Origin of the sequence: Pollutimonas harenae, assembly GCF_004153685.1 — a bacterium.
Taxonomy (GTDB): Bacteria; Pseudomonadota; Gammaproteobacteria; order Burkholderiales; family Burkholderiaceae_B; genus Pusillimonas_C; species Pusillimonas_C harenae.
In genome coordinates this window covers 97,981-113,945 of sequence record NZ_SDQD01000001.1, presented here as the reverse complement: position 1 = coordinate 113,945, position 15,965 = coordinate 97,981, and the positions used below count along the sequence as shown (strand labels likewise).

Annotated in this window: 10 protein-coding genes; 4 read left to right on the top strand and 6 right to left on the bottom strand. The window is 57.1% G+C overall.

The genetic code is table 11. The features are described from left to right. The first annotated feature begins 89 nt into the window (after positions 1–89). The gene (locus ERD84_RS00570) at positions 90–848 is read left to right on the top strand and encodes an IclR family transcriptional regulator (protein ID WP_130037244.1); all 759 of its coding nucleotides are present in this window, start codon (positions 90–92) and stop codon (positions 846–848) included. A 31-nt stretch (positions 849–879) separates the two neighbouring features. Here ERD84_RS00570 and ERD84_RS00565 read toward each other — a convergent pair whose 3' ends face one another. Then, the gene (locus tag ERD84_RS00565; protein ID WP_130037242.1) at positions 880–1,410 is read right to left on the bottom strand and encodes a plastocyanin/azurin family copper-binding protein; all 531 of its coding nucleotides are present in this window, start codon (positions 1,408–1,410) and stop codon (positions 880–882) included. Next, positions 1,407–1,841, bottom strand: coding sequence for a hypothetical protein (locus ERD84_RS00560; protein WP_167667200.1), 435 nt, complete (start codon positions 1,839–1,841; stop codon positions 1,407–1,409). The genes ERD84_RS00565 and ERD84_RS00560 overlap by 4 nt, the downstream gene beginning before the upstream one ends. Positions 1,842–1,971: 130 nt before the next feature. Here ERD84_RS00560 and ERD84_RS00555 point away from each other — a divergent pair, with 130 nt between their 5' ends. Next, a complete protein-coding gene (locus ERD84_RS00555) occupies positions 1,972–4,068 on the top strand; it encodes a TonB-dependent receptor domain-containing protein (RefSeq protein WP_371743146.1) in 2,097 nt (698 codons plus the stop codon). A 10-nt stretch (positions 4,069–4,078) separates the two neighbouring features. On the opposite strand, the gene ERD84_RS00550 is transcribed toward ERD84_RS00555, so the two are convergent. Together ERD84_RS00550 and ERD84_RS00545 are read right to left on the bottom strand one after the other, a co-directional pair. Then, positions 4,079–5,845, bottom strand: a complete 1,767-nt coding sequence (locus ERD84_RS00550; protein ID WP_130037238.1) for an SLC13 family permease — start codon at positions 5,843–5,845, stop codon at positions 4,079–4,081. A gap of 39 nt (positions 5,846–5,884) precedes the next feature. Next, positions 5,885–6,334 (bottom strand): CHRD domain-containing protein, encoded by a 450-nt coding sequence (locus tag ERD84_RS00545; RefSeq protein ID WP_130037236.1) that lies wholly within the window; start codon positions 6,332–6,334, stop codon positions 5,885–5,887. Positions 6,335–6,802: 468 nt separating this feature from the next. Here ERD84_RS00545 and ERD84_RS16065 point away from each other — a divergent pair, with 468 nt between their 5' ends. Further along, positions 6,803–13,450 (top strand): autotransporter outer membrane beta-barrel domain-containing protein, encoded by a 6,648-nt coding sequence (locus ERD84_RS16065; RefSeq protein WP_130037234.1) that lies wholly within the window; start codon positions 6,803–6,805, stop codon positions 13,448–13,450. A gap of 24 nt (positions 13,451–13,474) precedes the next feature. Here ERD84_RS16065 and ERD84_RS00535 read toward each other — a convergent pair whose 3' ends face one another. After that, positions 13,475–14,155, bottom strand: coding sequence for a LytR/AlgR family response regulator transcription factor (locus ERD84_RS00535; RefSeq protein ID WP_130037232.1), 681 nt, complete (start codon positions 14,153–14,155; stop codon positions 13,475–13,477). A 239-nt stretch (positions 14,156–14,394) separates the two neighbouring features. On the opposite strand from ERD84_RS00535, the gene ERD84_RS00530 reads away from it, so the two are divergent. After that, positions 14,395–15,489, top strand: coding sequence for a sensor histidine kinase (locus ERD84_RS00530; RefSeq protein ID WP_245150583.1), 1,095 nt, complete (start codon positions 14,395–14,397; stop codon positions 15,487–15,489). A gap of 15 nt (positions 15,490–15,504) precedes the next feature. Here the strand turns inward: ERD84_RS00530 and ERD84_RS00525 are convergent, their stop codons facing one another. Continuing rightward, on the bottom strand, positions 15,505–15,921 hold the full coding sequence (locus ERD84_RS00525) for a YchJ family protein (RefSeq protein WP_167667198.1): 417 nt from the start codon (positions 15,919–15,921) through the stop codon (positions 15,505–15,507). Between the last annotated feature and the right edge of the window lie 44 nt (positions 15,922–15,965).

Below are 15,965 nucleotides of genomic sequence, written 5' to 3'. Positions count from 1 at the left end.
ATAATTTGTTTACTGATGCCAATTGCGAGATCGAATTAACTCACCAAATATCCTACAATACAAACTTTAAGTTATATATTTCCCATAATATGGACATTTCATCTAAGGGCGGTACGCAAAGTATTCGACGGGTGTTGCACATGCTGCGTCTTCTGGCGCAACACGAAGCATCGGGGTTGTCCTTGCAGGAAATCACAAGCTTTAGCGGCCTGGAACGATCAACCGCACACCGCATCATTACTTGCCTGGCGGCAGAAAACTTCGCCCGCAAAGACACGGAATCCAAGCGTTATTACCTGGGTATCGATGCCATGCAAATAGGTTTTTCGGCCATGCAACGTGTACCCATCGCCGATACGCTGCGGCCATTGGCCAAGCGCTTGTGCCGCTTATCAGAAGACACGGTTTTTTTAGTGGTGCAGCAAGGTGATTACGCGCTTTGTCTGTTGCGTGAGCATGGCGATTTTCCGGTGCGTATATTCACTATTGATGCCGGTGAAAAGCGCTTGATGGGCATAGGCGCCGGTGGCTTGGCGCTGATTGCCGACTACAGCAACGAAGCTATTGCCAAGATATATGCGCGCCATGCGGTCGAGTACGAGCAGGCCGGCTTACCTTTGGATTGTTTGCTGCAAAAGGTGCGCCATACCCGCCAGCAGGGTTTTTCGGAAATTGTTGATGGCATCACACCCGGTGTGTCGGGTGTGGGGTATTCATTCTCGATTTCTAAAATTACCAAAGTCGCCATTAGCTTCGGCGCTATCAGTCAGAGGCTGGATGCCGCGCGCAGGCAAACCATGGGCAAGCTTTTAGCGGAGGAATGCCTGGCGTGGGTTCGGGCTATGTAAGGGCTGGCGATGATGAGGAGAATATTAAACGCTACTCCACCACACGCTTAGCCATAATCAGCTCGATCGCTACAAAACCATCCCGGGCGGCTGCGGGCAACAGAGCGTCCGAGGCCTGTCGCAGTGCCTGTGCATCCGCGTCGGGAGTATCGACAATAATGCGCCCGACCATCCCGGCGTGTTCATGCGGCACGCAATAGTAGTCGTATACCCCTGGGGTATCAAAGGTGACTGAAAACGACTCACCTGGCATCAGATAACCCGAATCCCATGGCTGAGCGCCATGGGGAATACGCAAAGGCTTGCCGTGATAGTCGGGGTGGTAAGCGGTGGTAGTGTGTACATTGCCCTCCTCCCGATTGATCCACCGTATGGTTTGACCACGCTTTATGATGAGCCCGCGAGGGTTGAACCAGACATGTGCACCATTGCCTGCGCCCATCAACTCAATATCAATGGTTTCGCCTGCCCGAGCATGGCGTGAGTACGCCATGGCGACCAGCAGCAGGCTACCGCTGGCTTGCAGAATACGGCGACGGTTTGCGTTGGGCAGGGTGCTCATTTGGCTACCCGGGCTTCCTGGTCAGCCGCTACATGCCACAGCACAACGTGCACGTGCGGTTCTTCTACTCCGGGGTGGCCGGCGTTATAGACGACGTCCACATGGTCTACCGGTGCGCCGGCAGCGCCCAGGTTATCAAGATTCATATCCGCTTTCATCAACGACAGCGGAATCATATAGATAGTGCTGACCAGTTTCCCATCGTGGTCATAGGCCAGGAAGGGGCCGGCGGGAAGCGTTTTGGGATCAACGTAAAGCTGTCCTATGCCTGGAAGGAAGTCGGGTAATTTGACTAGGGAGCTAACTGCTTTGTAAGGCGTTGCGGGTGGCGCTTTGAGCAATGCATTGGTACCTGCGTCATGCGCATTGGCGCCGATTGGACTTAAGGCAAAAGCAGCCGTTGCGGCCGCACATAACAACGTCTTGAACATGGTGATCTCCTGAGAGGATGCCGACGTAAATCGTCGGGCTTCACCGCATTAGAGGACGGTATTGTTGTCTGCGTTCCCGTTGAGTTGCTGCATGTTCCCCAAATGCATTGCACATAGTCAGTAGACAAGAATGTTATGTTATAACATAACACTTTATTCGCCAGGAATTTTCATGAGACCGACCTCACGCCATTCGTCATTGGCACTATTCATTGCGTTTGTACCCTCTGTTTACGCACAAGCGGTTGCTCCAGAAACGGAGGTCCAGAGCCTACCGCCCATTGTGGTGGCGGCGAACCCCCTGGACCTGGATAGTGACAGCCTGACCACGCCGGCCAGTGTGTTGCAAGGAGAGCGGCTGGTGCTGGAGCGGAGAGGCACGCTTGGCGAGTTGCTTGAGGGCCTGCCTGGCGTGAATGCAGATACCTTTGGTGGTGGTGCAAGCAGGCCCGTGATCCGTGGACAGACTGCGCCGCGTGTCAAGGTGCTGAGCGATGGCTCGGAGGTGATGGATGCTTCAGGCGTCTCGCCCGACCATGTGGTGGCGGTTGATACTTTGTTGGCGCGTCGCGTCGAGGTGCTGCGCGGCCCGTCCGCACTGCTGTATGGTGGGGGTGCCATAGGTGGTGTGGTCAATGTGCTGGATAACAGGATTCCCACACAGGTGCCGGAAGATGGCTTTAGCGGTTCAGCCGAATTGCAGGGTGCGACGGCGGCAAAAGAGCGTGCGGCTGCGGTAGGTTTGACCGTCGGAGAAGGCAATATTGCCTTGCACGTTGAGGGAGCAAGGCGCCGTGCCGACGATTATCGGGTGGCCGATTGGGATGAGAGCCGGGTACCCAATTCCAATGCCGACAGTACCACCGGCAGTGTGGGCCTATCGTTCATCGGAAGCCGGGGCTATGTCGGTGCGGCTTATTCCTATCGTGAAGATGATTACGGCTTGCCGGGCCATAGCCATGAGTACGAGGATTGCCACCCGCACGGCTCAACCTTGCATTGTGGTGGTCATGATGACGGCGAGGATGGAGAGCACGATCATGATCACCACGAGGACGGCGAGCATGCGGCGACAGCACACCTGCGTAGCGAGCGGCTGGATATAAGGGGTGAATTGCGTGACCCCTTCGCAGGCTTTTCCAAGCTGCGCTTTCGGGGCGGCTATACCGATTATCGGCATGATGAGCGTGAGGACGGTGTGGTGGGCACGACGTTCACGAATCGCGGATACGATGGCAGACTTGAGTTGAGCCATCAGCCTGTGGGCGCCTGGGAAGGTGTAATGGGCGTGCAGGCTGCGCGCTATGACTTCGCGTCTTTTGGTGGAAGCGAGGATTTCATTCCCAAGACCCATACGCAGTCGACTGGTTTGTTCTTGCTGGAAAGCTATGAAGGGAATGATTGGCGCTTCGAACTGGGCGCGCGGCATGAATGGCAGACGGTGACCCCAGAAAGCGGCAGCCAGCCCGACTATGACGGCAATGCCACCTCGCTGTCGGCCGGCGCAAGCTGGAACTTCACCCCTGGCTACGCCGCCACGCTATCGGTGTCACGCTCGCAGCGCATGCCCAACGCGCAGGAACTATATGCCAATGGCGTGCACTTTGCCACACTGACCTACGAAAAGGGTAACGCCAGCCTGGATAAGGAAACTGCTCATACTCTGGACTTGGGGTTGCGCAAGGTCGATGGAGATCTGCGGTTCGCGGTTAATTTTTTCCTTAGTCGGATCGACGGCTACATTTACGGCAATACACTGGATCAGCACGAGGATTTCCGCCTGATCGAATACATGCAAGGTGATGCAAGCTTTGCAGGCCTGGAGGCCGAAGCGTCTTACAGGCTGTCGCCCAATGTGTCGGTATCCATATTCGGTGACTATGTACGTGGCAAGCTGCGAGATGGCGGGGGCAATCTGCCGCGTATTCCGTCTGCACGTATCGGTACCCGTACCGACCTGAGCTGGGGACAATGGGGTGGCTTCCTGGAGTACACACAGGTCTTGCGCCAGGACCGCATTGCAAGCTACGAGGAAAGCACTCCGGGCTATGGCTTATTGGGCGCCGGCGTATCGTACAAAGGCAAGATGGCTGGCACTGATTATTTGCTTTACCTGCAGGGTAGCAACCTGCTGAACAAGCTCGCGTACAACCATACGTCGTTTATTGCTCGCGAGGCGCCCATCCAGGGGCGCAGCATCATGGCTGGGGCAAGGGTGGAGTTTTAGTCAGCCGATGCTAAAAAGGCCAGAGAATCGGGATGAATATTACGCCCAACGCCCAGAAGATCAGGTTGAGCGGCAGACCGACTTTGACGAAATCGCTGAAGCGGTATCCGCCAGCACCATACACCATGGTGTTGGTCTGGTAGCCTACGGGTGTGGTGAAACTGGTTGAAGCTGAAAAGGTAACTGCGATCAAAAATGGTGTGGCATCGACATCCAGCATTTTGGCGGTAGACATGCCGATAGGGGTAAGCAGCACCGCAGCGGCGGCATTGCTCATGAACTCCGTCAATAGCAAAGCCATCAGGTAAAGAACGGCCAGCACCACTGTGGGTCCGTATGAACTCACCAGCCCTATGGTGTTCTCGACGAGAAATTGTGCCGCCCCGGTCTGGCTCATTGCGATGCCCAGAGGCAGCAGTCCGCCCATCAGGATGATGATGCGCCAGTCTATGGCGTCGTAGACATCCTCGGCATCCAGGCAGCCTGCCAGTGTCATGGCTACGGCGCCCACTAAAGAGGTTACGGCGATAGGTGCCCAACCCATGGCCGAAACGCCTATGACCAGCGCCATGGTAATCAGCGCAAAGGGAGCTCGCCATCCTCCTGGTTTATCGGGTTGCCGCTCCGACATCACGATAACGTTGGTGTCTTTCCTGAGCCCCGCCATGCCGGACTCTGGCAGCAGCATCAGCAAGATATCACCGACCTGCAGGCGTACGTGGCGCAGCTCCTCTCTCAGGATCTGGCCGCGCCGGTGTATGCCCAGAGACGTCGTATCGTGATGCCAGCCAGGATCCAACATGCCCAGGGAGCTGCCTATGAGACGTGATTGGGGGGCAATCATGACTTCGGCCAGAACTTGTTCGACGTCTTCGAAAGAGTGCTGCTTAAGCTTGAATTCAGCGTTCATTTCCAGCCCAGCGTCCTTGCGCAGCTCGTCCAACTGTGACCAGTCGCCACGTGCCAGCAAAATATCGCCTTCTTCCAAAGTTTGGGAGCGAGGTGACCAGACCTTTTGATTGTCGCGCAGTAGTTCCAGGACAAAAACGCCGAACTCTTCGCCAAGCTTGGCTTCTCCGACTGAGGTGCCGATTAGCGATGACTCGGGCATGACCCGCAGTTCTGTGATGTATTTTCCCAGCTCATAATGCTCGACCAGTTCGGGGTTGCGTGCCTCGGGCAGCAGCCAGCGTCCGACCGTGAGCAGATACAGGCAGCCGGCCACGAAGCAGATTACACCGAAGGAGGTGAATTCGAACATGGTGAAGCCCGGGTGGCCAAGATCGCGCGCCATGGCATTGACCAGCAGGTTGGTCGACGTGCCCACCAGGGTACACACCCCGGCCATCTGGGAAACATAGGACAAGGGAATGAGCGCCTTGGAAGCGGACATGCCTATGCTGGCCGTGGCGGCCATGACGATGGGCAAGAGTACGGCCACCACGGCGGTGTTGTTCACGAAAGGCGCGATGACGGCCAGTATGGCGAACAGCATGATAAGAAACTGCAGCGGCGACTTGGCGCTGCCCAGCAGGTTGCCAATTCCTGAAAGCGCACCACTGTTTTGCAGCCCAGCCGCAAGTACGAACATGGCTGCAACAGTGATGGTGGCGGCATTGCTGAAGCCGCTAAGGGCGTCTCCTGTGTCGACCAGGCCGGTCAGAGCCAGGCTGGACAGCACCAGTAAAGCTACGGCATCAATACGAAGCTTCTCGGTGGCAAACAATATCACTGCCACAAGAGCAATGACGAGAACTACGACGATGTCTAAGGTCATACCTGGGAAGGCAGGATTTTTATGGCAGACGCAGGGCGCTCAAGGCTTGATCTGATCGCGAATTTCACCGCCCTTGTGAGCGTCACTATGCACATTGACATAAAGATTGCCTTCTTTGTATGACTTGTATTGTGCATCGCTCAGCTTTGCGTTCGCCGGTACGGCCCACTCGTTATCGCCTTTCTTTTCCAGGGGAATGACTACCGGGCCATTCTTGCCTGCTGGCGCTTGATGTATATGTGCCATGGTGGCACTGATGCCAGATGTTTTGACGCTGCCGCTGACGGTCTTGTCGTCACCTACGGTGATTGTGCCACTACCTTTGGCTGAAGTCGTCACAGCAGGAATTTCATTGGCGCCGCTGAGCGTAAGCTGGCTGTCGGCTGCCATGGCGGTACCGGCGCTTATTGTTCCGGCCCCTATGGCGAGGCTGGCTGCCAGGACTGCTCGACGTAATGCTGATGCTGATAAAGATTCATGAATGCTCATGTCAACACTCCTTGATGTAAGTGTTTGATGGTTTGATGATCCAGCCAGACAGTTTTACTGCTTTTACAGTCCTGCGGCTACTGTTTTCGCGTCTTCCGTCGGTATTGGCTGGTCAAGCGCGCCCAGCCAGTCCGATGCTGTCGAGTGACCAGGTCTATGTAGACGACGTGGATGCTCAGTTGCAAGCGGTCGAGTTGTTTTATGATGTGCTGCTTCGAAGTATGTCTCTGGTTTACAGGCTGTAGACGAACTTTGGAGTTCACAAAAAATATAAAGATACTGCAGAAAATATAAAAGCACTTCAAGTGGTTTAGATAAATGTATCGTGCGCCCATTTGTCTGCCGTGGTCAACAAATACATGTAATTTCAACGACTCAAACAGCTATTTCGTCGAAAAAATATTTCAGCCTGGTTTATTTGGTGGGAAACTTTTGCACGGCAACACACCAAAAAACCAGGTGAATTCAATGAGAATAGCAAAAGATTCAGTCGCAACTTCCGGTAATAGTCATGCCCATTTGGTTCTGGCGCTGTCACTAGGCGCATCGCTGATGCTGGCAGCCTACCCAGCCTTGGCGGACACTGTAACTACGCCATACGATTTATCGTACACCTCGGCCGATGGTGTGGATAAAAGTGATGAAAAGAATGGGATAGCAGGCACGAACATAGACTATGCCAATAATGATGATTATGTTATCTCCAACACGACAACTATCTCGGGCGAAGAAAACAGTGTTTACTTCATTAGCACGACAGGTGGCCGGGGTGTGGATGAAGGCCGAGGTGGCCAGGGCGGCAACCTGACGTTCCAGAATAATGGTGCCATGACGCTTGGAGGCGACGGCACCTATTACTACAACCATATTACCTATGCGAGGTCACTGGGTGGTGCGGGTGACACTGACAACGACAATAACGACTCATACGGCGGCGGCGGTGGTAACGGCGGGACGATCAATATAACGAACTCGGGCGTCATCAACCTGACCGGCACTCTTGGTTATGTTGGTAATCCGTTCATTGCGCTTCGGGCATCGAGCGTCGGTGCCACCGGTGGGAATCAGAACAACGGTGCGATAGGCGATCAGGTTGGCGGCACTGGCGGCTCTGGCGGCGACGTCACTATTACAAATGAACAGGCTATTTCACTGGGTACTTCTACCAGTAATCGTGTTTTGGGCCCGGGATACGGTGGTGCAATACTGGCTGAGTCGATTGGTGGTTTGGGTGGGAACGACAATGGAATTGCAGGCAATGCCAATAGGGTCACCATTAACAACAACGCTCCCATCAGCATGTACTGGGATGCTGCTGAGGATGGTGTGGTCGAAATGTACGCGATTCGTGGCTTAGCCCAGGCTGGGGAGGGCAGCTCAACCGACAATGACAACTCTGACCAAGGTGGCGATGGAGGTGGTGGTGGCATAGTGACGTTGAATTCATCGGCCAATATAACGATGGATATCGTGAACGCCTCTGGCCTGGAGGGCGCGGCCATGGTGGCCCAGAGCTTCGCCGGCAATGGTGGTAAGGGGCCGCCTGAAGACGAGACGGGCGGCAATGGCGGGTCGGCATACAACGCAACCATTAACCTTACCGGCAACGCCAGTGTGAGCACGTCTGGCGGAACACTGTACGGACTCTTGGCGCAAAGTGTCGGCGGACAGGGCGGTGACGGTGGCGATGCCAGTGCCCTGGTGGGCCAGGCCGGAGGTGGTGGCTATGGAGGCAATGCGGGTGAGGTTGCGGTAAGTACCGATGCAGGCACACAGATTAGTACGCTCAACGACTATGCAGCGGGAGTCGTGGGCCACTCAGTGGGCGGCGGCGGGGGTACTGGCGGTGACTTTGTTAGCGTGCTGGGAGGTCAGGCAGGCAATGGCGGCAATGGTGGCAATGCCGAGACGGTGACTTTGGATTTGCATGGCACTATTCAAACTAGTGGCGATCACGCCTATGGTGCACTGGGGCAATCCATTGCCGGTAGTGGCGGTGCGGGCGGTGTGGCGGTTACGGGCCTGGTAGGACTCGGCGGTGACGGCGCCGGAGGCGGAGACGCCGGTATGGTCACGGTGGCGAATAGCGGTAATATTTCTACGCAAGGTTATAGCGCCCACGGCATTGTGGCGCATTCCATAGGCGGTGGCGGCGGCGCGGCGGGTTCGGCTACTGCCGTGTTGGCCATAGGAGGCAGTGCGGAAGGCAGCACCAGCTCGACAGGCGGGCAAGTGTCTATCTCCAATTCGGGCCAGATATCTACGCTGGGCATCGCCGCTACTGGGATCGTGGCGCAATCCATAGGCGGTGGTGGTGGCACCGGGGGCTCTGCCCTGGGGGTTGCGGGCGTGGGCGGCTCGGGCTCAGGGGGTGGTTCGGGCTCGACGGTGAGCATACATGGCCTGGGTACCATCAGTACTCAGGGTGATTATGGTATGGGAGTACTGGCTCAATCGGTGGGCGGCGGCGGAGGTAATGGCGGCGACGTGATGAACTTTTCTGTTCTAGCCTCCGTGGGCATCGGTGGTAGCGCCGAAGGCGGAGGCAATGGCGGCGCTGTTTGTATTTCAGATGACGGTAGCTGTGGAGGCGCAGCAAGTTCCGCGGCCGAGTCCGTCACCACGCTGGGTGACCAGGCCATAGGCATATTGGCGCAATCCATCGGGGGCGGTGGTGGCAACGGGGGCGGCGACACCAGTTACGGGCTCGGGGACGTCATATCGTTGCAGGTGGGTGGCTCAGCAGGGGCTGGCGGTAGCGCCAGTTCTGTAAACATCAAGCACACAGGGTTATCTGTCACGACCAGCGGTGCGCATGCTTCGGGCATTGTGGCGCAATCCATAGGCGGTGGCGGTGGCAACGGTGGAAGTGCATCTTCGAGTACCGTCGACCTGGGCTTTACTGCAGCGTATGTGTTGGGGGGCAGCGGCGGCAGTGGAGGCTCGGCAAGCGACGTGACAGTTTCTTTGGACAATAGCCGGATTACCACCGGTTTGCCGCCCCAGGGTGTTGATGCGGCTACGTTTGCACCTAATGACGCCATGGGGATTGTGGCGCAGGCGATCGGCGGCGGTGGCGGCAACGGCGGCACGGCCAGCGCCAGTGACCTCATGCTGGCAATGCCGACCGGTACGGGCGTATCGGTTTCATTCAATTTCCAGGCTGCCATGGGCGGTAACGGTGGGTCGGGCCAGAATGCTTGCGGCTCCGGTGATTGTGTCGTTGGCGTCAACCTGACGGGTGGCACGTCAGTGACGACATTGGGGGATGGCTCGCACGGCGTGCTGGCGCAAAGCGTGGGCGGGGGTGGTGGTAATGGTGGTGATGCTTCCGTGTTGTCCACCTCGATGGGTGATGGAGACTCCGTTCAGCTGACGGCTGGCGTTTCGCTGGGCGGACAAGGAGGCAGCAGCACCGACGGCAGCAGCCATGGCGGCGCGGTCAACGTCGTTCTGGGAGATGCCGGAGTGGCTCCAGTATCGGTGCCGCCGATGACGCTGCCTCCCAGCGGCACGCCGCTGGCATCCTCCATCGTGACTTATGGAAATTACGCTGACGGCGTTCTGGCGCAATCGGTGGGTGGTGGTGGAGGCAATGGCGGTCTGGGCAGCAGCAATGCCTATTCACTGGGCGGCGCGATCAGCATCAAGGCCACTGTAGGACTCGGCGGAGCAGGCGGCGGTGGAGGCAGCGGTGATACCGTGACCGTGACCCAGAATCGTAACCACACCATCCAGACGCTAGGCTCGGGTTCGCGCGGAATTGTGGCGCAGTCGATAGGCGGCGGAGGTGGGGCCTCACAGGGCGGCACCATGGCGTTAAGCGCTGCAGTCGAAGGAGAAGGCGCACGTTTGAACGTGGGCGTAGGCATGACGGGAGGCAATGGAGGCAACGGTGGCACTGTCAATGCCAATACCAGCGGTGTAATTCAGACGCTGGGTGGTGATGCTGACGGCGTGATGGCGCAGTCCATAGGTGGTGGTGGCGGGCTGGGTGGTTCAATTGGCGCCGATGCATCTTCCCATTCCATTCTGGATCGCATAGGCAGCAGCATGGACAATCGGGCCAGGTTCTCGGACGAGGGTGGGGTCTATACCTTTGGCGTGTCGGTGGGGGGTAAGGGTGGCGAAGGCGGCGTCGGTGGTACCGTCAACCTGTATCACGCCGGAAAAATATCCACCCAAGGCGATTGGGCCGATGGCATTGTGGCGCAGTCCATAGGCGGCGGAGGCGGGGCCGGTGGTTCGGCTTCGGCATCGGGCAGCAAGGTGGCGGCCAATATTGAAGTGGCGGTCGGCGGTTCGGGCGGCAGCGGCAACGACGGCGGTCCGGTCAACTATATCTTTAGCGGCGACTACGATGGCGCCATCACCACGCAAGGTTACTCGGCCTATGGTGTGCTGATGCAGTCGATAGGTGGCGGCGGCGGGCAAGGTGGCGACGGCTCTGACCAGGCGGCGGGGACATTGACAATTGGTGGCTCAGATGGCGGTGGCGGCGGAGCAGGTGGCTCGGGCGGTGCCATCCAGTCCGCCGTCCAGCCCGGTGCCCCTGGCAACTGGATAGCCATCACCACTAAAGGCCCAGAGTCACCGGCACTTGTGGCGCAGTCCATCGGCGGTGGAGGTGGCGTGGGTGGTGCGGGCAACAGCACTTCATCCCAAAGAGTCGGCAGCCACTCGATCAATCTTTCAGTGGGTGGCCAGGGAGGCAGCGCCGGCAATGGCGGTATGGTCGACCTGGAAACAGGTGCCGCCATATCCACATTTGGTGATCGCTCATACGGCATGGTTGTCCAGTCCATAGGCGGTGGCGGCGGCCTCGGCGGTGCCGGCACGGCCGACAACTTTGCAAGTGTATCGCTGGGGGGGCGTGACAACAGCAGCGGCGATGGCAGCAGCGTGGCAGTGAACCTGCTGCCGGGCACCACTATCGCGACGGCCGGACTGGGCGCACACGCGGTCATCGCTCAATCTATTGGCGGCGGCGGAGGAGTTGCAGGTGATGTCTCCCTGTTCTTCCAGCTGGACCCGGATGCCTGGGGTGGATCGACGGGTGGCGAAGCGAGCTCCGGCAATGGCCATGATGTGAATGTGACTGTAGATGGATCCATCGCTACGACAGGCGATGTATCATTTGGCATCGTCGCGCAGTCCATCAGCGGTGGTGGTGGCTTGGGTGGCGACATGGCGGCCACTTACGCGGGAAGCAATGGTGGGCAGGCCACACAAGCTGCGGGCAACGTCACCGTAACGCAGTCCGGCACTATCGAGACTCTGGGATACAGCTCGACCGGTATCTTTGCACAAAGCGCTGGCCCGCAAGGATCGGGTGTGGTCACCGTCAATGTCGATGGGTCGATCACAGGAGGAGACGGCTCCGGGAGTGCCATCTGGATCACGGGCGACAACCAGAATTATCTGAATACAAGCCCTGACAGTGTCATCAAGGCGCTCAGCAACACAGCGATCAATTATCAAAGTGGCGCCCCTGTCCAGCAGTCCAAGGCATTGGCAGTCAGCGATATTGCTTCCGCTTCGCTGTCGGTCAACAACTCGGGTCGCGTATACGGCAACATTCAATGCAGCAACGGTCTTGGCCAAGTAGCTTGCGACGTCAACAACAGGGAAAGCGGTGTCTTGAGCGATGCCACGCTTTACGAGGCCAATATCGATAATGACGGCCTGGTCGTCATAGGCAAGCCGGGGGCATTCGATACGCTGTCGGTGACGGGTGACTTCAACCTGAATTCGGCAGGCATCCTGCAGGCCGATGTGGATTTCGACCAGCTCAAGTCGCCGCGTATGGTGGTGCTGGGCGATACCCATCTTGACGGTCAGATCAATACCCAGCCCTTCACTTTGCTGCCCGATCGTGAGGTGACGGTCGCTACGCTCGAGGGCGACATCCAGGGTGCTCCCAGAGCCAAGGACAGTCCGGTGATCGACTACGATGCCAGGCTGGATGGCAAGCATGTGCGTGTACGTGCGGCGGGTGCAGACTTTGCCGCCGAATCCATGGGACTGGGTCCGAACCAGCGAGCCGTGGCAGGACACTTGCAGCGCGCCTGGGATCTGGGAGGCAACTCGGCGATGTCAACCCTGTTTGCTTCGCTGGACATGGGGTCTCGTAGTGGTGCCAGCGCCTATGGCGACATGATCTCGGATTTGTCGCCGGGTGTCAGTCTGGCGCCAGCTGCCCAGATGCACGCCGGCATGAGTAACTTTACTGGAAGTATGTTCTCTTGCCCGGTATTTACGGGGGCAAGCGCTCTGACAGGCGAGCAGGACTGCCTTTGGGGGCAAGTGACAGGGCGCAATACCAATCAGGAAAGCCGTGACGATATTTCTGGGCATTCCCTTGATAGCGTGACCTATCAATTCGGCGGGCAGCGCGAGTTCCAGCCAAACTGGTTTGTCGGCGGGTCGGCTGCCTACCAGACTGCCACGCTTAGCGGTGATGACAACCGTGTCAGCGGAGATGGCTCATCGGGCTATTTGGGCGTGGTGCTTAAGCGCGAGGCTGGTCCATGGGTGTTTTCAGGCGGGCTGGGAGCGGGTTATGGGCGTTACGACATAGACCGCAATCTTCGTATTCCGAATTTGCAGAGCACGGCGTCGTCCAGTCCGGATGTCTATGGCTTGGCTGCACGGCTGCGTGTTGCGAGGACCTTCACGATGGGCAATTTTTACGTCAAGCCTTATCTGGATCTGGATGCCAACTATACCCGTATGTCGGGTTATGACGAGTCACGTGGCGACACCCATTTAACCGTGCAGGACAGTGATCAGTTCATCGTCGGATTTTCGCCTATGGTGGAAGTGGGTGGGCGAGTTGAGCTCGACGATGGTGCTGTCATGCGTCCGTTTGCCTATGCCGGAGTGTCCTTCCTGTCCAGGGATAGCTATGAGGTGAGAGCCAGCCTGCAAGGCGCGCCGGCGGGCAGCGGGGACTTCGAGACGTCAATGCCCATGGATGATGTGGTAGGCAGAGTGGGAGTAGGCCTGCAAATATCGAATGCTGGCAAGGTGGACTTTCGCCTTCAGTATGACGGCGAGTTTTCCAGTCATGCGCAAAGCCATAGCGGCACGTTGAAAGTGATGGTGCCATTTTAGTAGATACTACGTATATATCATGGGCTAGGCCATGGCACGCCGCAACCGCAGCGTTGCGGTGCGGCCCAGCATGACAGGTGTGACACTATTGATGAAGTTGACTTCGGTTTGTGTGCCCGATCGATGTGCCAAATGGGCAATATGATCCAGGTTGATGATGAGGGAGCGGGAGACCGGGCAGAATGGAGGAGAGGGGAGCTGTGCCGCCAGACGCTTTAAGGTGATGTGTATCAGTTCGTTGGCATAGGCAGCACTGTGCAGACGAACATAATCTCCTTCGGCTTGTATGACCGTGAGTTCCCTGACTTTGATCTGTCGTGTGCCTGTCCGGGTGCGAGTGGTCAGATAGTCGGTGGCGCGCGGTCTGAGCCGGTTCAGTGTCTGGGCCAGGCGGTCGGGGTTGACGGGTTTGAGCAGATAGTCGACAGCATTGATGTCGAAAGCCTGCGCCGCATAATTGCTATGTGCAGTGACGAAGACGACGCTGGGTGTGCGGTCCAGTCCTTCCAGAAGCTCGAATCCCGTACCTTGCGTCAGAATGATATCCAGGAAAATGACATCTGGACGATGGGCGTGGATAAGCTTGCGGGCTTGGTCGATAGTGGCGGCTTCGCCCTCGATCAGGACATCTGGCGCTGCTTCAAGCAGCCGGCGCATATAGCGCCGCGCCGGGGCTTCATCGTCGACTATCAGTACCCGCAGCATCCGGCTCCTTTATGATGTCCGGCGTGCCAGACATTGTTAAACGGCTCGATGCCAGGGGCTGCAAGTCTGATTTATGTCTGTTCGTCGACGACAAATGCTGATTCGTCGAAAAAGAGATGTTGCGCCGGTGCTTCTTTTATTTAATGTCAATAATATAAATCATGTTTGGAATCAAGTGAACAGACCACGCTTTGGTGGGTTGCTTTTATTCCCGTATGGCGTCTTTGGGTGTTGCACTTATGACAATTACCTCTGAAAGTGGTGAACCGGTACGCAGGATGCTCTCTACGGGATTTTGGCGCGCCCAGGTTGCTGGATGGTCGATTCTTCTTGTTCTTGGATTCTGTATCCGTCTTGTGATTTTTGGCAATGTCGAGGCTTCGTTCTGGCTGACCCTGGCGATGGAGCCGCTGGCCTTTGCACTGACCAGCACTGCAGCGGTATGGCATGTGCGTCACGCGCCCAAGGACGCATCCCTGACCATCGTACTGGCCTGCGCCGTACTGCTGTGTGCGGCGGCCTCGGTCTTATTGGCGGCTATCGGCTACACCATATATAGCCTGTTCCAGCTCGGAGAGCTCAGCATCGCGCGCGGGCACCAATTCAGGCTAGGTGTCATTTACTACATGGGTATTCTGTCCATCTGGACACTGGTTTATTTCGGCGTAGAAGCCGAACTGGCCGCACGCAATGAGCGTATTTCCAAAATGAAAGCCGAAACCCGTGCAGTACAGCTGGAGCTAGAGCATCTGCAAACACAGATAGAACCGCACTTTCTGTTCAATGCGCTGAATGCCCTGGTGGCCGAAATACCCGAGCGTCCCCACATCGCCGAGGAAATGACGCGTCGTCTGGCGGATTATCTGCGGTATTCTTTGGGAAATCGTGGGGATGGAATGTGCCGTCTCGACGAAGAGATCGAGGCTGCAGAGTCCTATATACGCATACAGGAACTGCGTTTTGACAAGCGCCTGGAATACCAAAGCCAGGTGGACCCATCCACGCTATCTATCCTTATCCCCCACATGACTTTGCAAGGCTTGGTTGAAAACGCCATCAAGCATGGTCAATGGGCAGAACATGAACGTTTCCTGGTTAATATCAGCGCACGCCGTCAGGGCGATGCACTGACGATCGAGGTTGATAATCCAGGACAATTGCAGTCGCGTCATGTCTTGGCTCAAGGCGGTAAGGGGTTGAATAATCTATGCCGCCGCCTGGATCTGCATTATCCTGGTAGAAATGAGTTTTCCCTGATTCAGAAGGCGGGCAGAATCGTGGCCCGGCTTACGTTGCATGGCGAGCCGGCTTCTTCGCAAAGGCACAGGAATTGACGTCGTGTGTGCTGATCACGCCTTCTGTACAAAGTCACCATCAACGTAAAACCATTGGCCGTCTTCACGAACGAAGCGGCTGATTTCGTGCAATCGGACGGCTTGCCCGCGGTGCCGGGAGCGCGCAACAAATTCGACGGTTGCATGGTCGGCGTCTTGCTGGTGGTGATTGCGCAATTGCAGGCCTAACCACTTGACCTGGGGGCCGTTGCCTTCCAGGCTGGCAGGCCTCGTACTGGCATGCCATGTGTCCAGCAGGTAATCTAGGTCGTTCAGCACGAAAGCCGTGTACCGGGAGCGCATCAACGTTGTTGCGTCGGGTGCCTTAAGTCGCTGGGCACCGTGATGCCAGCGCCCGCAGCAGGCATCGTAGGCTACGGAATTGCCACAGGGACAAGGAGAGAGCGACAAGGTTTTGGTAGCTGGCTTCATGATACGCACAGTGTAAACGTAGCGCTCGAGGATAGCTTGTATTG